This is a genomic window from Mesorhizobium sp. M7A.F.Ca.US.011.01.1.1 (genome assembly GCF_003998295.1).
GTDB lineage: Bacteria > Pseudomonadota > Alphaproteobacteria > Rhizobiales > Rhizobiaceae > Mesorhizobium.
In genome coordinates this window covers 244,060-264,016 of the sequence record NZ_RZRT01000004.1, presented here as the reverse complement: position 1 = coordinate 264,016, position 19,957 = coordinate 244,060, and the positions used below count along the sequence as shown (strand labels likewise).

Below are 19,957 nucleotides of genomic sequence, written 5' to 3'. Positions count from 1 at the left end.
CCTGTGACATGACTGTATCGCCTTTCGACCATCCGCTGCTCTCCGCTCTTCTCGGCGACGAAGAAGCGGCGCGGCATTTTTCCGTTGAGGCGGAAATCGAGGCCATGCTGGCCTTTGAACAGGCGCTGTCGCAAGCGGAGGCCGATAACGGGATAATCTCCAAGGATGCCGGGGCAGCGATCGTGGCGGCGCTTGGCACCTTCCGGCCGGACACGGCTCTGCTGCGAGCCGGGGTCGCCAAAGACGGCGTCATGGTGCCGGAGCTGGTGCGCCAGATCAGGGCTGCGGTCGGCGAACCGCATGGCCGCAAAGTGCATTTCGGTGCGACCAGCCAGGATGTGATCGACACCGGCCTGATGCTTCGGCTGAAATCCGTCGTCGAGCATCTCGATCTGCTGTCGATCGAAACCGTCATACGCCTCGCTTCGCTCAAAGAGCGTTTTGGCGGCAGGGTGCTGACCGGGATGACGCGCATGCAGAAGGCGCTTCCGATCAAAGTGGCCGATCGCGTCAGGGCGTGGCGGGCGCCGCTGCAACGGCATCAGGAGAGGCTATCCGAGCAGTCCAGGCGTCTGCTGGTGGTGCAATTCGGCGGTGCCGCCGGCACGCTGGAAATGCTTGATGACAAGGGGCCGGCGGTGCGCGCGGCACTTGCCGCCAGGCTTGGTCTTGGCGACGCACCGCAGTGGCACAGCCAGCGTGACGCGCTCGCCGACTTTGCCGGCCTGATGTCGCTGGTATCAGGCAGCCTCGGCAAGTTCGGCCAGGACATCGCGCTGCTGGCGCAAGGTGGAACCGAGATCGAGCTTTCCAGTGGCGGCGGCTCGTCGGCCATGCCGCACAAGAAGAACCCGGTGAAGGCCGAAGCGCTGGTGGCGCTTGCCCGCTTCAACGCCACGCAGCTTGCCGGCATGCATCACGCGCTCGTGCATGAGCAGGAGCGGTCGGGTGCTGCGTGGACGCTGGAGTGGCTATTGCTGCCGCAGATGGTCGTCGCAACGGCCGCGTCGCTGCGCCTTGCCGCCGAACTGGCCGCACAGGTCGAAAGTCTCGGCCACTGATGCGCACGCAAATCGTCGTCATCGGGTCCGGGCCGTCCGGGCTGCTGCTTGGGCAACTGCTGGCCGGCATCGGCGTCGAGACGGTCATTCTGGAACGTGCGAGCCGCGAGCACGTGCTTGGCCGCGTGCGGGCAGGGGTGCTCGAACAGGGCACCGTCGAATTGCTGGAACAGGCCGGCGCGGCAGCAAGACTGCATGCCGAGGGGCTGCCGCATTCCGGCATCTCGCTCGCCTTCGACGGACGCCTGCACCGCATCGACCTTACCGCACTCACCGGCGGCAGGCATGTCACCGTCTATGGCCAGACCGAGGTGACGCACGATTTGATGGACAAGCGCGACGCGGCAGGGCTGACCACGATCTACGAGGCGGCAAATGTCGCTCTGCACGATTTCGACGGCACCGCGCCTTTCGCCACCTATGACAAGGACGGCGTCACGCATCGCATCGACTGCGACTTCGTTGCCGGCTGCGACGGCTATCATGGCGTCAGCCGCAAATCGGTGCCCGAGCGTGCGCTAAAAATCTTCGAGCGGCGGTATCCGTTCGGCTGGCTCGGCGTGTTGGCCGAGGTGCCGCCAGCCGACCGCGAACTGGTCTACGCCAATCACGAGCGGGGTTTTGCGCTGTGCTCGATGCGCTCGACGCATCGCAGCCGCTTCTATGTGCAGTGCCCGCAGGACGATCGCGTGGAGGCGTGGTCGGATGAGCGCTTCTGGGACGAGTTGCGCCGCCGCTTGCCGGAGCAGACGGCGGCAAATGTCGTCACCGGCCCATCCTTCGAGAAATCGATCGCGCCGCTGCGCTCCTTCGTTGCCGAGCCGCTGCGTTTCGGCAGGCTGTTCCTGGTTGGCGACGCCGCCCACATCGTGCCGCCGACCGGGGCGAAAGGCCTTAATCTCGCCGCCAGCGACGTGCGCTATCTCTTTGCCGGTTTCCGCGACTTTTATGTCGAAAAATCACACGTCGGCATCGACGCCTATTCCGGCAAGGCGCTGGCGCGGGTCTGGAAGGCGGTTCGCTTTTCCTGGTGGATGACGACGATGCTGCACCGTTTTCCCGACAGGGGCGACTTCGGCCAGCGCATCCAGGAGGCCGAGCTCGACTACCTCGTCCAGTCGCGGGCCGCATCGACCGCGCTTGCCGAAAACTATGTCGGCCTGCCCTACTGAGGGCTGCGGATCATCCGGCGCCTTGCTGCGTGGCAAAATCCAAAAGCATCGGGCGCTGCCCCTTGAGGATTTTCATCTCGGCCTCGGGCAAGGTGAACCAGCCCGCTCTGTCGACTTCCGGGAACTCCTTCAGGGATCCCGACCTTGGTGGCCATTCGATGGTGAAGCTGTTGCTCTTGATGGCGGCCACGTCGATGTCGATGGTCGCCTCGACGGACCAGGCCGAGACGATCTTGCCGCCCGGTTGCCTGTAGTCGCCAAGCCGCGCGAAGGTGCCGTCGACCTTGACGCCAAGCTCTTCCTCGGTCTCGCGTTGCGCTGCCGTCAACTCGTCCTCGTTGTCGCCGACGAGGCCCTTCGGTACCGACCAGGCACCATCGTCCTTCTTCGCCCAGAACGGTCCACCCGGATGAACCAGCAACACCCTGAGATCGCCGTCGCTGCGGCGATAGATCAGCAATCCCGCACTGCGTTTTGCCATTTTTGTACGTCCGTTTGCGAAGCCGGCAGCCTGCCGATGGTCCTTGAATCGTTGACGCGAACCTTGCACTAGGGGATTGCGACGCTATGTCAGGCACGTCTGCATTGCACCTCATCCGCGAGTCCGGCAATCTGATACCATCGCTTATTTGGCGGCTCGAAGGCTAGGTGACGATGCAACTCGGTCTTATTGGCTACTACAGCGATTTCGTCGTGTATCCGCTGGTGATCGCCGTGCTGGCAGTGGCCGGGCTGCTCGAGGCCGGCGAAGAGAGTGCACCAGGCTGGATCGGCACAGTCCTCGCCTGTCTCGGCCTCTGGACGCTGATCGAGTATGTGCTGCACAGGTTCGTTCTTCACCATATTCCCTACATCAAGGACCTGCACGACCGTCACCATGTCGAGGAACGCAGTTCGGTGGGCACGCCGACCTGGCTCAGCCTCGGCGTGCATGCGCTGATCGCGTTTGTGCCCGTTTGGGTGGTCTCGGACTTCGCAACCGCGAGCGCGGTAAGCTGCGGGCTGATGCTGGGGTACCTCTGGTACATCAGCATCCACCACATGATCCATCACTGGCACCCCGCCCATCCGAGCTATCTGTACACCCTCAAGCGTCGCCACGCGGTGCATCACCACATTGACGAAGCGGCCAATTTCGGTGTGACGTCGACGTTCTGGGATCGCGTTTTCGGGACGGCGCGGCTCTAGTCCGACGCCAGATCAACCCCAACCGTTCAACGCCTCTTGCCGCGACCGCCGGGAGACTTGGCTCCGCGGGGTCCGCTCTGAACCGGCGTGTTGTTCTGGTTCTCGTCGGATAGTTTTCGCCAGCGGGCAAGGCGCTCCGGATCGAGCGTCCCGGCCTTCAAGGCAGCCTGCACAGCGCAGCCCGGCTCATGCACATGCGTGCAGTCGCGGAACTTGCAGAGCGGCGCGAGCTCGGTGATTTCGGCAAACAGCGTGTCGATGCCGGAGGCGACGTCGCTGACCTGCAAAGTCCGCATGCCCGGCGTATCGATCACCCAGCCGCCGCCGGCAATGGCGTGCAGCGATCGCGACGTGGTGGTGTGGCGTCCCTTGGCATCGTGCTCGCGAATGCCTCCGGTCTGCTGCGGCGATTGCTGCGCCGATCCGGCCAGCGTGTTGACCAGCGTCGATTTGCCGACGCCGGAGGAGCCGATCAGCGCCACCGTCTGGCCGACACCGCACCAGGCAGCCAGGACGGTTGCCGCATCCGATGTCCGGGGGTTCAGCGTCACGACCGGCAATCCACGCTGCAACGCGGCAGCCTGCCTTGCATATGTCTCGGCGTCTTCAGCGGTATCGGCCTTGGTCAGCAGGATCACTGGCGTCGTTCCGGCCTCATTGGCGAGCGCCAGATAACGCTCGAGCCGGGCGGGATTGAAGTCGGCATTGCACGAGGTGACGATGAACAGCGTGTCGACATTGGCCGCGGCAAGCTGCGGCACCCTGCCGCCCTGGGTGCGGCGCTCCAGCACCGTCTTGCGGGCCAGCCGGCGCTGCACAAGGTGTTCATGCCCATCGACCAGTACCCAGTCGCCGACCGCATAGTCACCGGTGTTCGCCTGCGCCGGCAGCGTCAGATCGACCGGCCCTGCCTGGGACAGGCCGGTCAGGCGATCGCGGTGGACGGTGGCGATCCGCGTCGGCACGAGATCGGCGTCGCCGGGTTCGAGCTGGTCGCCAAAAAAATCCGTCCAGCCCAGGCCGGCAAGCGATGGCATGGAGTGGTCCGTCACGGCTTTGACCACGGCGTCGCGGACATCGGACAGTATCCCTGGCAGGTGGCGAACGGGCGAGGCGATTGCCCAAGCCGTGTATGGGCGGCATGGCGACATTTGGCAAGCAGGCCCGTAGCCGAGAGCGAGCGGCAAGCTTCTGCAGCCTATCCCTCGATCGTCGAACTGACGATCAAGTCGACGAAACAGCGCTGTCCGAAAGCGTTTGGCGGGAAAACGGGGCGAGCCACGTCAGCTTTAAACGTTAACAAATAATTTGACGCATGCAATTTTTTTTGCGCTCTATTGGTAACCGTGAAAATTGACTGAATAAGTTCTGTCGAGCATTGTCGCATCCGGTCAACGGCCGCATGACTGGTGGCGGGGCCGATCATGGCAAGGGATCAGGAATATATCGATGGCGGAGAAGACACACCGCACGATGGACGACTTCGCCCAGGCATGCGGCGTGTCCCGGCCGACGCTGTCCAAATATTTCGACGATCCGGCGAGCGTGAAGCCGGCGACGCGGGCGCGCATCGAAGCCGCCCTGCGCTCCTCGGACTATCAGCCCAACCTTTTCGCCCGCAATCTCAACCGCAAGCGCACCCGCAACATCGGCATCGTCGTGCCGACGATCACCGATCCGTTCTACGCCGAGATGGTCAGCCGCATCGAATTTCGCTGCCGCGACGAAGGCTACTGGCCGATCGTCATCTCCTCGCATGGTTCGCCGAAGCTGGAGGCGGAGTCGGTCAGGACGCTGCTGTCCCTGAAGGTCGCCGGCGCGATCATCGCCCCACTGGGTCTGGCTTCCGACCGCGGCGTCTTCGACAAGCTCGGGCAGGACATTCCGATTGTCTATTTCGACACCTATATCGAGGGCGATACGCCGTTCGTCGGCAACGACAACCGGCAGAGCGTCTCGACCATCGTCGACTATCTCTGCCGTTCGGGTGAGCCGCCGGTCTATCTCGACATCCCACACGTCAACCACAACTCCGGCGAACGCCAGGAAAGCTACATCGTCGCGATGGAGACCGCCGGGTTCAAGCCGGTCGTCATCGAAGGCACCCGCGATTACACCTGGGATTTCGAACGCATCGGCTACGAGCAGACGGAAAAAATACTGGAGGCCGGCACCTTGCCCGGCCGCACCATCCTGTGCGCCAACGATCGTCTCGCCTTTGGTGTGATGGCGGCCGCGTTCTCGCGCGGCCTGAAGGTCGGCCGCAGGCCCGATTGCGATCTGCGCGTTGCAGCACACGACGATCATCCGCTGAGCCGCTACACCTGCCCGGCGCTGACCACCATGGCGCAGGATTTCGCCGCCATGGCCGGGCGCAGCGTCGAGATCCTGCTGGCCTTGCTGGACGAGGCCGATCCGCCGAAGCAGGGCATGGCGCGCACCGTCAAGCTCGGCGCCACCCTGGTGATGCGTCAGTCAGCCTGAGCGACCGGCATCAGCTTTTCTCGAACTGGCGCCAGGCGGCCACCGCCTCGGCCACCGCTTGCCGGGCAGCGGGGATATGGCGTCCCATCGAGACGAAGCCGTGGATCTGGCCCGGCCATTGCCGCAGGATGAGCGGAACGCCCGCGGCTTGCAGGCGCGCCGCATAGGTTGCCCCTTCGTCGGCGAGGATGTCGCAGCCGGCAAGCGCCACAAAAGCCGGCGCCGCGCCGGCGAGGGCAGGCGCCAGCAAGGGCGAGACGCGCCAGTCCGTGATATCGTCGGGCGTTCGCAAATAATGGTCGCGGAACCAGACCATGGTGGTTGCGGTGAGCCCGAAGCCGTCGCCGAAACGCCGGTAGCTGTCGGATGTCTGCCGCGCGTCGGTGTTGGGGTAGATCAGGATCTGCGCGGCAAGGGCTGGCGCCAGCCCATCGCGGGCGAGCAGCGCCAGCACGGCCGCGAGGTTGCCGCCGGCACTGTCGCCGGCCACACCGATGCGTCTGATGTCGATGCCGAGATCGGCGGCGTTCTCGGCCAGGAAACGAAGAGTTGCCAGACAATCCTCGAGCCCGGCGGGAAATTTATGGTCCGGCGCCAGGCGATAGTCAGGACAGACAATGACGGCGTTGCCGAGATTGGCCATCAGGCGACAGATCTCGTCATGCGAATCGAGGTTGCCGATGACCCAGCCGCCGCCATGCAAATAGAGCAGCGCCGGCGCCCCGCTTTGCGGTGCGCCGATGCCGCGATGGATGCGGAGCGCAATAGGCCCATTCGGCCCGTCGATCTGCCGTTCCTGGGTCGCAGCGACCGGCTCGTGCTCACCCTGTAGCGCCGGGAACGAGGCGTTGTAGGCAATTCGCGCTGCCGCCACGCTGCCGGTCTCGAATGGCTCGCCGCCGGCTGCACGACCAATTTCGAGGACGCGCCGCGCATCCGGATCGAGCGTCATGATCATACCCTCAGGCCAGCAGGCTGCTCGCCTCTTCCTCGGTCAGCAGGGCCGGCTGCACGACATCGCCCCCGATGGCGACTGATCCCTGTGTTTCACCGGAGCGCAGGATAGCCTCCATGACCTCCAGTACATGCAGCGCAAGGCTGCCGGAGGCCCGTGGGGTGTTGCCGGTTTGAAGCGAGCGCACCAGATCGGCGACGCCGAGCATGCGGTAATTGGCGCGATCGGGTGCCGCGTAAGGCCAGTTGCGGGCGCCGTAGAGCTCGCCCTCGCTGGCGAAATCCTGCCAGTCGGTGCCGCGTTCCGACAGCGACACCGTGCCGCCAAACGTGTCGGGGTCGGGCAGGCGCAGCGAGCCCTCCGTGCCGTGCAGTTCGATCGGATGGTTGGAGTGGCGAAAGACGTCCCACGAGGCGCCGAAGGTGACGGTCGCGCCGGAGCGGAACTCGAGCAGCGACAGCACATTGGTCGGCGTGCCGACCTTGAATATGGTGTTCTTGAAGGGCCCTTCGGCGGTGATCAGCCTTTCTTCCTGGCCGCGTGTCGCCATTGCCATGACGCGCTCGACCGGGCCGAGCAGATTGACCAGCATGGTCAGATAGTACGGACCCATGTCGAACACCGGGCCACCGCCTGGCTGGTAGTAGAATTGCGGGTTGGGGTGCCAGTGCTCCATGCCGCGGCCCATCATGAAGGCGGTGCCGGTGACCGGACGGCCAATGGCGCCCTGGTCCATCAACCGGCGCGCACGGCGCCCGGCAGCACCGAGGAACGTGTCGGGCGCCGAGCCGAGCAGCAGGCCGCGCGACCGCGCCTCATTGACCAGGCGCTGTCCGTCGGCGGCCGAGGTGGCGAGCGGCTTTTCGGTGAAGACGTGCTTGCCGGCCGAAAGCGCGGCAAACGAAATATCGAAATGCGCCGCCGGAATGGTCAAGTTGAGGACAAGATCGATCTCCGGGTCGGCCAGCAGCGCATCGAGGCCGAGTGCCTGGATACCATATTCCTTCGCTCGCACTGCTGCCATGTCGGCCGAAATATCGGCACAGGCGCGCAATTCGATCCCGCCAAAAAGCCCGGCGTTGCGCAGGTAAGTCATCGAGATGTTACCGCATCCGATGACGCCGATCCCGAGTTTGGTCGTTGATGTCCCGTGCATTTCGATCCTACCTCCCAATGCGCTCATGACCTGCCGGATCCGCCCAGCAGTTAGGCGGATCGCTTTCGCAAAGGCTATACAACGTTTTAAATATTGACGCGCGTAAAATTTTTATACAACATGCGAAAATGCTGGTGCGATATCGGGAGGCTGCCAGCCCTGGGAGGAGAAAATGACAGACAGGAAAACCGGCCGACCGCCGATGCGAATCCCGTGGGCTATGCGCGCATTGGATATTCGGTCGCAGCCAGGGACCGCGACGGGATCAGGCATAGATCACCTTGGCCCCGGTCCTATCAAGCTGGCTGCGTATCGGACCCGACAGGCCATCGTCAGTGATCACGACATCGACGCTCGACAGCGAAAAGGCCTTGGAGGTTCCGCTGACGCCCCATTTGCTCGAATCCGCAAGGAGGACAACGCGCCGGGCCATGCGCACGAGGTTTCGCTTCGTTCGCGCCATGTCTTCGTTCACGTCGACCACATCCAGTGACGAATCAATCGCATGCGCTCCAACAAAGACCTGATGCGCTACCAAGCCGCCGAGAGCCGTGTCGGCATCGGTGATCAGTGTGCTCACCGTGTCTGGATAGACCCGGCCGCCGATCATGTGAACGTCGAGCCCGGGCCGATGCATCAGATGCTGCACGATATTCATCGCCGTGGCCGCGACCACGACATTGCTGAGCGGCGGTAACAGCATGGCAACCTGCATCAATGTCGAGCCGCCGTCGAAGATGACCGATTGGTTGTCCTCGAACAGTTCTACCGCTGCCCGGGCGATGCGTTTCTTTGCATCGAGGTTCGTTTGCATCCGCCGGGCGAACGCGGCCGTGGTCGAATCCGTGGTCCGGGTCACCGCGCCTCCGCGGGTCTTGGTCAGCAGTCCCTTACGGTCCAGTATCTCGAGGTCGGAGCGCACAGTGACTTCCGACACGCCAAAATCGTCTGACAGGTCCTTGATGCGAACCTGTCCGCTGCGTTGCACTTCACCCAGGATCGATTGGCGTCTCTGCTCTGATAACATTGCCCTGTCCTTGCCTCCATCCGCCAAGCAATCCCCCTGGCCTCGGTTCACTCTACCAAAAATATGCGAATTCGAAAGCTTTCGAAAGATTGCATTTGTCTTTTCTTTCGCAAACACTGGGTCCAGGATTTTGAAATCAATCGATTGGAGAGTTTTGGACTCATGAGCCTCGGAACCAAGGTGCGCCTGGCGCGCCTCTTCTCACATCCATCGGGGAATCTTTTTGGCGGCGCGGTCGACCACTTTGTCGGCTATGGCGACGTGCGCAAAGGAGGTCTTGCCGACCTGCCGGGCGCGCTTGCACGCGTCATGGTGGGTAAACCCGACTACGTCAGCATCCAGCCTGGCACCGCGCGCCATCTGTGGCCGCAATACGCGGGCAAGGCTTGCCTGGTGATCCAGGCCGGCTGCTTCACCCCGGACGATCGCATCAGTGAACTGATTGCAACGCCCGAAGATGCGGTGCGCGCTGGCGCCGATGCGTTGGCCGTGGCCATTCCGGTGCGCGGCGCGACCGAGGGCAAATACATACGCTGGCTGACCGATTCGGTGAATGCGGCGGCCCGTTATGGCATGCCGGTGGTGGCGCATATCTACCCTCGCGATTTCACCGACGGGGCAAAAATCGTCTTCACCCCCGACGAGATCGCCTATGCGGCACGCATCGGCTACGAGTCCGGCGTCGACGTGATCAAGATCGGTTACACTGGCGATTTCGAGTCGTTTCGAGAGACCGTTCGGACCTGCCCGGTGCCGGTTGTGATCGCCGGCGGTCCGAAGACCGACACGCTGCTCGGCGCCCTTCAGCAGACGGCGGACGCCATCCGTGCCGGCGCGCGCGGTGCCGTGGTGGGTCGCAATCTCTGGGGGCACGGCGATCCGGAAAAGGCAGCGATCGCCTTTCGAGGCGTCATCCATGACGGCCTCTCGGCGCAAGACGCCTTGGCGAAGGCGGGTGCCTAAACCATGCCCACCGTCCCTTCAATCCTCGGCTTCGGAGCTATTGCGATCGACGACATCGTCTATGTCGATCAGCCGTTGTCGGCAGGCAAGGGGAAGGTTCTGCAAAGTGCCCGAGCTTTCGGAGGAAATGTCGCGACGGCACTTGCCGCCGTCGCGCGGCTCGGCGGAACCGCCGGGTTCGTCGGATGGCTGGGCAGTGCCGCCGACGACGCCGTGTTGTGCGATCTCGTTGCGAGCGGCGTTGAAACTGCGTTCGCGCCGCGCCACCCGCACGCGCGCCCGGTGCGCTCGCGGATCACCGTCGGTTCGGATGGCGAGCGATTCATCGCGTATGACGACGAAGCGATGCTGGGCACCGCGCCGGACTTTCCGGACGAGGTTCTCAGCCGCGCGACCGTCCTGATCGTCGATAGTTACGGGATCGGGTCGCTGGATGTCGTGCCCCGGGCTCGCGATCTCGGCCTTGCGATCCTCGGTGATGTCGAATGGAGCCACGGCCCGGCCACCGAGAGACTGATCGGGCTCTGCGACCATCTCATTCTTCCGCTCGGCTTTGCGCGGGCCGCCACCGGCCGCCGGTCGCCGGCCGAGATACTCGACGCATTGTGGTTGCCGTCGCGGTCCGCCGTGGTTCTGACGGATGGCGGCAGGGGCGTCTTCTATCGCGGACGCGACGAGACAGGGCTCTGGCACCTGCCTCCGTACCGGGTTGCAGTCGTCGACTCGACCGGCGCCGGTGACTGCTATCATGGCGCCTATGCCCTTGCATTGACGCGCGGGGCCGACACCGCAGGCCGGGTCGCGTTCGCGGCCGCGGCGGCGGCCCTTTCGATAACGGGGCGGGGCGGGCGCGAGGCGCTTCCGACCGACGACCAGGTCAAGGAACTCCTGGCATCGACGAACGCGCCGTCGGCAGTCGAACTGAAATATGCCCGGCTTGATACCGGAACATAGCCGAACTATCCGAGGAAAAATTCGCAGGTGAACGTAAGCCGAGGACAATCATAAAATCAGTGGCTTAGACTTGTGGAGGGAGGAATATGGCAGAAGTCGTTCTTGAAAATATCTGCAAGACATACGGGAACAATTTTCACGCAATCGACCAATTGAACCTGTCGGTCAAGGACGGTGAGTTCTTGATTCTCGTCGGGCCGTCCGGCTGTGGCAAATCCACCGCGCTGCGGATGATCGCGGGGTTGGAGGACGTCACCAGCGGCAGCCTTCGGATCGCCGGTGTCGACGTCGTCGACATGCCGCCCAAGGACCGCGACATCGCGATGGTCTTCCAGAGCTACGCCCTCTACCCGCATATGACGGTGTTCGAAAACATCGGCTTTTCGATGCGGCTGGCAGGCAAGCCGAAGGCCGAGCGCAAAAAGCGCGTGGACGAGATCGCCAAAACCCTTCAACTGACGTCTCTGCTGGACAGCAAACCCGCGAACCTTTCAGGCGGACAGCGTCAAAGGGTTGCCATGGGCCGCGCCATGGTGCGCGAGCCGGCAGCCTTTCTCATGGACGAACCCCTTTCCAATCTGGACGCGAAACTGCGTGTTCAAATGCGCGCCGAAATTACCCGCCTGCAAAAGCAGCTCGGCGTAACGACCATATATGTGACCCACGACCAAACCGAAGCCATGACGATGGGCGACAGGGTCGCGGTGTTGAAAGGCGGCGTGTTGCAGCAGGTCGACACACCCAAGAGGCTCTATGAATCGCCGGTGAACGCCTTCGTTGCCGGCTTCATCGGGTCTCCTTCGATGAACCTTTTCGAGGCGACCCTGACGGGCGACGAACTGATGTCCGGTGCCTTAACCATCCGGCTGCAGGATGCAGCCTTCGTGCGCAGGCCGGGCTTGAGGTCGTATGCGGGGCGCAAGGTCGTGTTCGGGATACGACCGGAGGATCTCTATGACAGCAGCCTCGAATCCGGCCGCAAGTATCAGACGATACCGGCAAAGGTGACCTCGATCGAAGAACTTGGATCCGAACAAATCGTCCATCTCAACATCGACGCGGTCCGGGTGGACTCCGGCGACCCCGACGCGGTGCAGGATTTCGGCCTGGCGTCGAATGCGGTGGCGAAATTCGAACCGGTCAGCACAGTCCGCTCCGGCTCGGAAATCAGCTTGGCCCTGGATGATACCAAGCTCCATTTCTTCGATCCCGAGACGCATCTGGCAATCTGAATATCAGCGATAAGACCTGCGGGTGAGGGTGAGGCACCTGCATAAGAAGACTTGTGAATAACCAGACGATCGGCCGCATTGTGCGGTCGAATATAAAGAAGGAGGAGAAGATGACGTTTCGTATAAAACCCGCGATGCTGAAAATAGCCGCAGCCGCATGGTTGCTTGGCGCAACCGGCGCCATGGCGGATACGACGCTGGAATTCACCCAATGGTGGGAGCCCGAATTGCCGGCTGGCTCGCTCAGGGCAATCATGGATGACTTCGAGGCCGCAAATCCCGGAATCAAGGTGACGCTGGTCAGCGGCCCCTACGCGACCACGCGAGACCAGATCTCGGTTGGTGCTGCAACCGGAACGCTCAGCGACGTCGTCGGTCTCGACGGTGCCTGGGTGAACAATCTGAATGCGCAGAGCGCACTCGCCGACATGAATCCGATGATGGATGCGAGCGCTTTCGACAAGAGCCAGGTCGCGGACATCATCAAGGTGGACGGCAAGGCGGTGATGTTTCCCGTGGCTTCCTTCGTCTATCCGGTCTTCGTGAATTTGGACCTTGCTGCCCAGGCAGGCGTGACCAAGCTGCCGTCGACCCGTGCGGAGTTTCTCGAAGCCGCCAAGAAAATGACGATCGCCGACAAGAACCAGTATGGCTGGGTGCTGCCCCTCTCGCTGCAAACGCCATCTGGCGTCCAGAACGACATGATGTCGTGGGTTTGGGCTTCGGGTCAGTCGATGATGGCGAACGGCAAGCCGGACCTTGAGGGCAAACCGGTGGTCAATATGCTCACCTTCGTCAAATCTCTCAACGACGCCGGCACCATCTCGCCCGGCATCGCCACCAAGACCGAGCAGGAGAAGGTCGAGGAGTTCGTCAACAACCGCGTCGGGATGATGATCGACTCGCTCGCGCATGTGAACCTCATCCGCAAGCGCAATCCCAAGCTGAACTTCGACCTGATCCCGGTCCCGGTCGTGGAAAACTATACCGGCAAGCGGGGCCTTCCCTATGCCTCCTGGGGCATCGGCATCTCTGCTGCCTCGAAACATCAGGAAGAGGCCTGGAAACTCGTCCAATATGTGATGAGTGAAAAGGTGAACGCGAAGCTCGTGTCGCTTGCAAACGCCTTCCCGGGCAATGTCAACGCCAAGCCCGATTTCGTAACCTCGGACAAGGCTTTCGGCAAGGCTTTTGAAATCTTCAAGACCGGTTATCTCGCCAATGAGTTCACGGGCCTGCCGGTGGCAGAAGACCTGATGACCCAGTTCGACGTGCAAGCTCAAAAGATGCTTGCCGGCGAGCAATCTCCGGAACAAGCCGCAGCCGCCGCTCAGAAGGGCTGGATGGCGAAATTCTGATCGGCCTGTTCCCGTTTGCTATCTTTGACCGGGTGGCCTGACTTCGGGCAGGCCACCCGGCAACAACGGATCGGCAATTTGAGTGGACCTGTTTTTGAAGCTTACCTTCTCTTGAAGGCGTATCCCAAGGTTGGCACATGACCCGGCAAAAGCGCTCCCACCATAAGCTTAAACGAGCGGTCGCACCCTACCTCTATCTGTCGCCCTCGCTGCTCATAATCGGGCTTCTGATGCTGCTGCCGATGGTGACGGTGATTGGCTACTCGTTCCAGAACAGCGCGGTGCTGCGTCGTGACCCATCCTTTGCCGGACTGAAACACTACCAGGCGATCTTCGACGACCCCGTGTTCTGGGCTTCGCTGTGGCACACGCTCTACTTCACATGCATGAGTGTCATTTTCCACATGACCATCGGCATGGTTTTCGCGCTCATGCTGAACAGCGACCGCATCAATCCGACGCTGCGCAATATTCTGCGCGTGCTCTACATATTGCCCTGGCTGTTCACCGCGGTGATTATCGCCGTGATCTGGCGCCTGCTGCTTGAGCCGAACGGTGTCGTGAACAGCATACTCATGCAAATCGGCATCATCGGTTCCAAGGTCGAATGGTTTTCCTCGCCTGAGACCGCGCTGCACGCCGTGACCTTCGCCAATATCTGGGCGGGCTATCCGCTCTTCATGGTCAGCCTGCTCGCGGGTTTGCAGGGCATTCCCAAGGATTTCTACGAGGCCGCCGATATCGACGGGGCGAAAGCCTACCAGAAGCTGATCTTCATCACCATTCCGCAGCTGATGCCGATCATCATCAGCATCTCGCTGCTCGACTTCATCTGGACCATGCAGGTCTTCCCGTTAATCTGGATAACGACGGGCGGTGGCCCGATCTACTCGACCGAGGTCCTCAGCACCTACACGTACAAGCTGGCGTTTTCGAGCTACAACCTGTCGCAGGCTTCAGCCAGCGCTGTGGTCATCTTGTTGATCTCTCTCGGCCTGACGCTGTTCTATATTCGCTATCAGAAGGCTCGATAGTCATCATGAGGAAAAGGCATACGCCGAAAGACAGGCTGGTCACCGTCGCGCTCCATGTAGCGCTTGCAGCGGGGCTCTTTTTCGCGGCATTTCCGATCTACTGGATGCTGAGCAGCTCGTTCAAATCGAATACCGAAATCTTTGCCCTGCCACCAACCATCCTGCCAAAGGCGTTTACGCTGGAAGCGTATGCAGCCATCCTTGGCGACCCGGTAAAGCTGCGCTTCTTCTTCAACAGCTATTTCGTGGCGGGAGCGGTGACTGTGCTGACGGTGCTGATCGCCCTGCTGGCGGCCTACGGGTTCAGCCGCTTCAACTTCCGCGGCAAGGGCAGCCTCAACACAATCATCATCAGCACGCAGACGATTCCGCCGATCACACTTTTGATCCCCTTCTTCGGGCTCGTCGTCTCATACGGCATCTTCGACACCTATGTCGCACTGATCCTGACTTATCTGGTGTTTACGCTGCCCTACGCGATCCTGCTGATGACGGGGTATCTGAACACCTTGCCCCGCGATCTCGATGAAGCCGTAGCTGTCGATGGCGGCACCAGTTGGACAGCGCTTTGGCGGGTGATCGTCCCGATTTCACTGCCTGGCATCGTGGCGACGTCGGTCTACACCTTCCTGTTGTGCTGGAACGAATTTCTCTTTGCGCTGACACTGACGAAGTCAACGTCCATGCGCACCGTCCCGATTGGCATCCAGCTGTTGATGGGGCAGCACGCCTTCGAATGGAACCAGATGATGGCGATGAGCGTGCTCGGCTCGCTACCGCTCTTGCTCATCTACCTCGTTGCCCAGAGGTACTTCCTCGCCGGCATGACCGCGGGCTCGGTCAAGTAGGATGTCCATCCCACGGCGACGCAGGGTGGCATCAAGCAATGGGCGATATCAAGGAATGAAAGGATGAACGTGAAAGACCTCAAAGTCGGCTGCCAGACCTTCACCTGGGAAATGCTGGGAGACCGGTTCACCGGCGGCCCCGACGATCTGCTGAAGGCGATCTCTGACGGTGGCTATGCCGGCATCGAGATCACCGACGCCATGATCGGACATTATGGCGACAGGCCGTCGAAATTCGCCGCGGCACTGAAGTCATCGGGCCTTACTCTTGTCTCCTTCGCCTTCGGCTCGAAGAGCGGTTTCACCCTCGCAGAGGAGATTGGCGCCGACCTCGAAACCGCCAAGCGCTGGATCGACTTCGCCTCCGCATTTCCTGGCGCGCTGGTGTCGATGGGCTCTGCGACGGTGGTCTCCGACGGTCCGCGCGACGGCAAGTTCGCCATCGCGGCCGAGGTTTACAACAAAGCCGGCGAGCTTGGCCGCAAGACCGGCGTCCAGGTCGCGGTGCATCCAAGCTCGCACCACAACACGCTGCTGTTCGACCGGGCCGACTACGACACGATCTTTGCCTTGCTCGATCCCGACCTGGTCGGCTGGGTGCCGGATACCGGCCATATCCTGCGCGGCCACAAGGACATGTCCGACACGCTGCGCACCTACCGCGACCGCATCCGTTACATCCACCTCAAGGACGTCGACGCCAACGGCACCTGGGCCATGCTCGGCAAGGGCGTCTGCGACACCCCTGAAGTCATCGAGATCGCCGGCACCGCGCCGCGCTTCAACGGCTGGCTGGTGCTGGAGGAGGAATCCGACACCGCCGCCGCCGACCCCGCTGGCGCGGTGAAGACCAACCGCCAGACAATGCGCTCCTACGGCGCCTGAAGAACGAGATGATGATCAAGAAACAGGACAGACGCCTCAGGGTCGGCGTGCTCGGCTGCGGCCCCATCGCGCAATTCGCGCATCTGGAATCCTGCGTGAAGGCCGGCAATGCCGATCTTTACGCCATCTGCGACGCGGCACCCGACTTGCTCGCCCGCATGGGCGCCACCTACGAGCCGCAAAAAATGTATTCCGACTATGAGGCAATGCTCGCCGATCCTGAGCTGGAAGCGGTGATCGTCGCCACGTCGGACGCTTATCATGTGCCGATGTCGATCAAGGCGCTCGAAGCCGGCAAGCATGTTCTGTGTGAAAAGCCGATCGGCACATCGGTCGAGGAGGGCGAGGCGCTGGCCGAAGCGGTCAGGCGCTCGGGCAAGATCCTGCAGGTCGGGCACATGAAGCGCTTCGATCCGGCACTGGAGGCCGCGCGCGACTTCGTTCGCGACGAGATCGGCGAAGTGCTTGCGCTGAAGGCCTGGTACTGCGATTCCACCCATCGCTACACCAACACCGATGCGGTGCAGCCGCTGCCGGTCACCAGCAAGCTGGCCAGGAAGCCGGCGGGAAATCCCAGGGCCGATCTCAGGCAATATTTCATGCTGGCGCATGGCTCGCATCTCGTCGACACGGCGCGCTTCCTGTGCGGCGACATCGTCGCCGTGCGCGCCCGCCTCAACGAACGCTTCGGCGCCTATTGCTGGTTCGTCGAGACCGAGTTCGCCTGCGGCGCGCTCGGCCATCTCGACCTGACGGTTGCCGTGCGCATGGACTGGCACGAAGGTTTTCAGCTCTATGGCGAGAACGGCTCCGTTATCGCCAGGACATTCAACCCTTGGTATTTCCGCGCCAGCGAGGTCGACATTTTTCATGAGAAGGACGCGACATCGCGCCGGCCGCTCGGCGCCGATGGCCATTTCTTCCGCCGCCAGCTGGAAGGTCTTGCCGACACGGTGCTGAACGGCGCGCCGATGCGCGGCGCCAATGTCGAGGACGGCATCGCCTCGATCCGCGCCATGGTCGCCATCGCGCGTTCGGTGGTATCAGGCGAGCGAGTCGAACTCGCCTCGGTTTCGGGGGCGGTGTGATGCGTCTCGGCATTTTCGCCAAGACCTTTGCCGGCACCGACCCGGCCGCCGTGCTGGCTGCGGTGAAGCAGTCGGGATACGAGACGACGCAGCTCAATCTGGCCTGTGCCGGCCTGCCGTCGATGCCGGATGCTGTGCCGGCGGACGCCATCGCCTCCATCCGCACCGCAGCGCAATCGAGCGGTGTCTCACTTGCAGCACTTTCGGGCACCTACAACATGGCGCATCCCGACAAAGCCGTGCGCGACGATGGCCTTCGGCGTCTCGCCGTAGTCATCGAGGCTGCTGCTGCCCTCGGCATCCCGCTGGTCACGCTCTGCACCGGCTCGCGCAACGCCGCCGATCAGTGGGCCTATCATCCCGACAATGCCGATCCGGCCGCCTGGTCCGACATGACCGCCGAGATGGCGAAGGCGCTGGCGTTGGCCGAAGGTGCCGGTGTCGATCTCGGCATCGAACCTGAGCAGGCCAACATCGTCACCTCGGCCAGGGATGCGACCCGGCTGATCGCCGAGATGGGATCGAAGCATCTGAAGATCGTGCTCGATCCGGCAAACCTGTTCGAACACGCCACGCCCGGCGAGGCGCGCGCCATCGTTGCCGCCGCGATCGACGAGGCCGCCGGCCACATCGCCATGGCGCACGCCAAGGACCGCTATAGTGACGGCCGCTTTGCCACATCAGGGCAAGGCATCGTCGATTTCCCGGATTTCGGCGCGCGGCTGAAGGCAGTCGGCTTCGAGGGATCGCTCGTCACCCACGGGCTGTCCGCCGACGAAGCCCCCGATGTCGCCGCCTTTCTGCGAAGGCTCCTCTGATGGGCGCCGCCCCGAAGATCCTGCTTCGCGACGATGCAGCGCTTCGTGTCTTCGACACGGGGCAGGGCAGACTTCCCGTCGTCTTCCAGCATGGCCTCGGCGGTGACGCAGCGCAGGTCGCGCAGAACTATCCCGACAGCCCGTCATACCGCCGGCTGACCGTCGAATGCCGATCGCAGGGCGGTTCCGGCACCGGTACGACACGGCCCTTTTCGATCGCGATGTTCGCCGATGACGTGCTGGCCGCCGCCGATGCGGCCGGCCTCGAGCGTTTCGTCGCCGGCGGCATCTCGATGGGCGCAGCCATCGCCTTGCGACTTGCCGCCCGCCACCCGGATCGGGTCACCGGTCTCGTCCTTGTGCGCCCGGCATGGGTTTTCGATGCGGCGCCGCAAAACATGCGGCCTTACGTGGAAGTGGCGGAGCTCATCCGCAGCCGCCCACTGGATGAAGCGCGCGATATCTTCGCGGCGTCCGCGACTGCCGCCCGCTTTCGTACCGAGGCACCGGACAATCTTGCTTCCTTGCTCGGCTTTTTCGCGCGCGACAACGCGGCCGTCTTTGCCGAGATGATGCAAGCGATCGCAGACGATGGGCCTGGCGTGCCACGGGCCGAAGCCGCTGGCTTCAAAGCGCCCACGCTCGTCATCGGCAGCGGCATCGATCTCGTCCATCCGCTGGCCACCGCCCGCAGCCTTGCCGATGCCATCCCCAACGCTGCCTTTGCGGAGGTGACGCCGAAGGCCACCGACAAGGAGCGCCATTTCGCCGAAATCCGCGCCGCCATCGGCAGCTTCCTCAAAGATCGTTTCAACAACCAGGACCAATCATGATCTCGAAACCTCTCTCCGGCCCGGCCGCCATCGCCGCATTGCCACGCGACCGGATGATCGCCGAATTCTCGCTCTGGTCGGCCAACCTCGCCAATTTCGAAAACGACTTGAAGCGCATCGAGCCCTATGTCGATCTTCATCATATCGATGTGGCGGACGGTCATTTCGCACCGTCTTTCCTGTTCTTCCCCGATCTCGTCGCCCGCATCGCCGGGCTGACGGCGAAATCCATCCATGTCCACCTGATGGTCGATGAAGCAATCGTCGAGGTGCAGACGCGCCAGTTTATCGAAGCCGGCGCCGACATGATCAGCGTCCATGCCGAGAATGGCGAAGCCGGATTGCGCGCCGTTCGGCTGGCGCGTGAACTCGGCGCCGAGGCGGGCGTCGTGCTCAGGCTGGAGACGCCGGTCGAGATGATGACGCCTTTTGTCTCCGAAGTCGCTTTCGTCACGCTTCTGGGAACTGCAATCGGCGTCAAGGGCCAGAGCCTGTCGGACAAGGCCTGCGACAGGTTGGGCGCTGCCCGCGCCATCCTGAGAAGGGCCGGCCGCGAGGCGCAGGTGGTTTTGGCCGCAGACGGCGGCATCCGCCACGAGACCGTGCCGTTGCTGCGTGCCGCCGGTGCCGAAACCGTGGTTCTCGGTTCCCTCGCCTTTGGCGACAAGGATCTCGCCGGCCGCATCGGCTGGCTGCACGGATTGAAGGTCGCGGCATGACAATACAAGCCGCCCTTGCGATCGATCTTGGCGGGACGGAGCTTCGTGTGGCCCTGGTCGACCGCGACGGCAAGATCCTGGCATTCGCGGCGGTGCCGACGCAGGCGCAGGCCGGTCCCGATGTGGTGATCGGCCAGATCGAGGGGTTGGCGGCGACAGTCCACGCCGAGGCGGCGGCACTC

Annotated in this window: 20 protein-coding genes and 1 pseudogene; 16 read left to right on the top strand and 5 right to left on the bottom strand. The window is 62.8% G+C overall.

Features of this window, described 5'->3' with window-relative positions; genetic code table 11:
* Nucleotides 1-8: 8 nt before the first annotated feature.
* Together EOA13_RS08075 and pobA are read left to right on the top strand one after the other, a co-directional pair.
* Nucleotides 9-1,061, top strand: coding sequence for a 3-carboxy-cis,cis-muconate cycloisomerase (locus EOA13_RS08075; RefSeq protein WP_127291152.1), 1,053 nt, complete (start codon nt 9-11; stop codon nt 1,059-1,061).
* Nucleotides 1,061-2,233, top strand: a complete 1,173-nt coding sequence (pobA, locus tag EOA13_RS08070; protein ID WP_127291150.1) for a 4-hydroxybenzoate 3-monooxygenase — start codon at nt 1,061-1,063, stop codon at nt 2,231-2,233. Before EOA13_RS08075 ends, pobA begins: the two co-directional genes overlap by 1 nt.
* Nucleotides 2,234-2,243: 10 nt before the next feature.
* On the opposite strand, the gene EOA13_RS08065 is transcribed toward pobA, so the two are convergent.
* Nucleotides 2,244-2,714, bottom strand: coding sequence for an NUDIX domain-containing protein (locus tag EOA13_RS08065; RefSeq protein WP_127291148.1), 471 nt, complete (start codon nt 2,712-2,714; stop codon nt 2,244-2,246).
* Between the two features lie 173 nt (nt 2,715-2,887).
* Here EOA13_RS08065 and EOA13_RS08060 point away from each other — a divergent pair, with 173 nt between their 5' ends.
* Complete coding sequence (locus EOA13_RS08060; RefSeq protein WP_127291146.1) at nt 2,888-3,421, top strand: sterol desaturase family protein; 534 nt, start codon at nt 2,888-2,890, stop codon at nt 3,419-3,421.
* 26 nt (nt 3,422-3,447) lie between these two features.
* On the opposite strand, the gene rsgA is transcribed toward EOA13_RS08060, so the two are convergent.
* Nucleotides 3,448-4,458: a ribosome small subunit-dependent GTPase A gene (rsgA, locus tag EOA13_RS08055; protein ID WP_164780014.1), complete on the bottom strand. Its 1,011-nt coding sequence runs from the start codon at nt 4,456-4,458 to the stop codon at nt 3,448-3,450.
* Nucleotides 4,459-4,870: 412 nt separating this feature from the next.
* Between rsgA and EOA13_RS08050 the strand changes: the two genes are divergently transcribed.
* Nucleotides 4,871-5,905, top strand: a complete 1,035-nt coding sequence (locus tag EOA13_RS08050; RefSeq protein ID WP_127291142.1) for a LacI family DNA-binding transcriptional regulator — start codon at nt 4,871-4,873, stop codon at nt 5,903-5,905.
* A gap of 10 nt (nt 5,906-5,915) precedes the next feature.
* Here EOA13_RS08050 and EOA13_RS08045 read toward each other — a convergent pair whose 3' ends face one another.
* The 3 genes from EOA13_RS08045 to EOA13_RS08035 form a co-directional block, all read right to left on the bottom strand.
* Complete coding sequence (locus tag EOA13_RS08045; RefSeq protein WP_127291140.1) at nt 5,916-6,857, bottom strand: alpha/beta hydrolase; 942 nt, start codon at nt 6,855-6,857, stop codon at nt 5,916-5,918.
* Nucleotides 6,858-6,867: 10 nt separating this feature from the next.
* Entirely contained in the window at nt 6,868-8,016 is a 1,149-nt protein-coding gene (locus EOA13_RS08040; RefSeq protein WP_127291138.1) for a Gfo/Idh/MocA family oxidoreductase, read from the bottom strand.
* A 265-nt stretch (nt 8,017-8,281) separates the two neighbouring features.
* Entirely contained in the window at nt 8,282-9,043 is a 762-nt protein-coding gene (locus EOA13_RS08035; protein ID WP_127291316.1) for a DeoR/GlpR family DNA-binding transcription regulator, read from the bottom strand.
* Between the two features lie 162 nt (nt 9,044-9,205).
* On the opposite strand from EOA13_RS08035, the gene EOA13_RS08030 reads away from it, so the two are divergent.
* The 12 genes and pseudogenes from EOA13_RS08030 to EOA13_RS38595 form a co-directional block, all read left to right on the top strand.
* Nucleotides 9,206-10,006, top strand: a complete 801-nt coding sequence (locus tag EOA13_RS08030; RefSeq protein ID WP_127255183.1) for a class I fructose-bisphosphate aldolase — start codon at nt 9,206-9,208, stop codon at nt 10,004-10,006.
* A gap of 3 nt (nt 10,007-10,009) precedes the next feature.
* Nucleotides 10,010-10,960, top strand: coding sequence for a PfkB family carbohydrate kinase (locus tag EOA13_RS08025; RefSeq protein WP_127291136.1), 951 nt, complete (start codon nt 10,010-10,012; stop codon nt 10,958-10,960).
* 86 nt (nt 10,961-11,046) lie between these two features.
* Nucleotides 11,047-12,192 (top strand): ABC transporter ATP-binding protein, encoded by a 1,146-nt coding sequence (locus EOA13_RS08020; protein WP_127291134.1) that lies wholly within the window; start codon nt 11,047-11,049, stop codon nt 12,190-12,192.
* Nucleotides 12,193-12,302: 110 nt separating this feature from the next.
* Nucleotides 12,303-13,550, top strand: a complete 1,248-nt coding sequence (locus EOA13_RS08015; protein ID WP_127291132.1) for a sugar ABC transporter substrate-binding protein — start codon at nt 12,303-12,305, stop codon at nt 13,548-13,550.
* 137 nt (nt 13,551-13,687) lie between these two features.
* Entirely contained in the window at nt 13,688-14,584 is an 897-nt protein-coding gene (locus EOA13_RS08010) for a sugar ABC transporter permease (RefSeq protein ID WP_127291130.1), read from the top strand.
* Nucleotides 14,585-14,589: 5 nt separating this feature from the next.
* Nucleotides 14,590-15,432 (top strand): carbohydrate ABC transporter permease, encoded by an 843-nt coding sequence (locus tag EOA13_RS08005; RefSeq protein WP_127291128.1) that lies wholly within the window; start codon nt 14,590-14,592, stop codon nt 15,430-15,432.
* Between the two features lie 63 nt (nt 15,433-15,495).
* A complete protein-coding gene (locus EOA13_RS08000; RefSeq protein ID WP_127291126.1) occupies nt 15,496-16,317 on the top strand; it encodes a sugar phosphate isomerase/epimerase in 822 nt (273 codons plus the stop codon).
* An 11-nt stretch (nt 16,318-16,328) separates the two neighbouring features.
* Nucleotides 16,329-17,405: a Gfo/Idh/MocA family oxidoreductase gene (locus EOA13_RS07995; RefSeq protein ID WP_127291313.1), complete on the top strand. Its 1,077-nt coding sequence runs from the start codon at nt 16,329-16,331 to the stop codon at nt 17,403-17,405.
* Nucleotides 17,405-18,223, top strand: a complete 819-nt coding sequence (locus tag EOA13_RS07990) for a sugar phosphate isomerase/epimerase (protein WP_127291124.1) — start codon at nt 17,405-17,407, stop codon at nt 18,221-18,223. Before EOA13_RS07995 ends, EOA13_RS07990 begins: the two co-directional genes overlap by 1 nt.
* Nucleotides 18,223-19,056, top strand: coding sequence for an alpha/beta hydrolase (locus EOA13_RS07985; protein ID WP_127291122.1), 834 nt, complete (start codon nt 18,223-18,225; stop codon nt 19,054-19,056). The genes EOA13_RS07990 and EOA13_RS07985 overlap by 1 nt, the downstream gene beginning before the upstream one ends.
* Complete coding sequence (locus tag EOA13_RS07980) at nt 19,053-19,775, top strand: ribulose-phosphate 3-epimerase (RefSeq protein WP_127291120.1); 723 nt, start codon at nt 19,053-19,055, stop codon at nt 19,773-19,775. The genes EOA13_RS07985 and EOA13_RS07980 overlap by 4 nt, the downstream gene beginning before the upstream one ends.
* Nucleotides 19,772-19,957: pseudogene (locus tag EOA13_RS38595) on the top strand (ROK family protein); the annotation flags it as partial. The gene EOA13_RS07980 and the pseudogene EOA13_RS38595, both read left to right, overlap by 4 nt.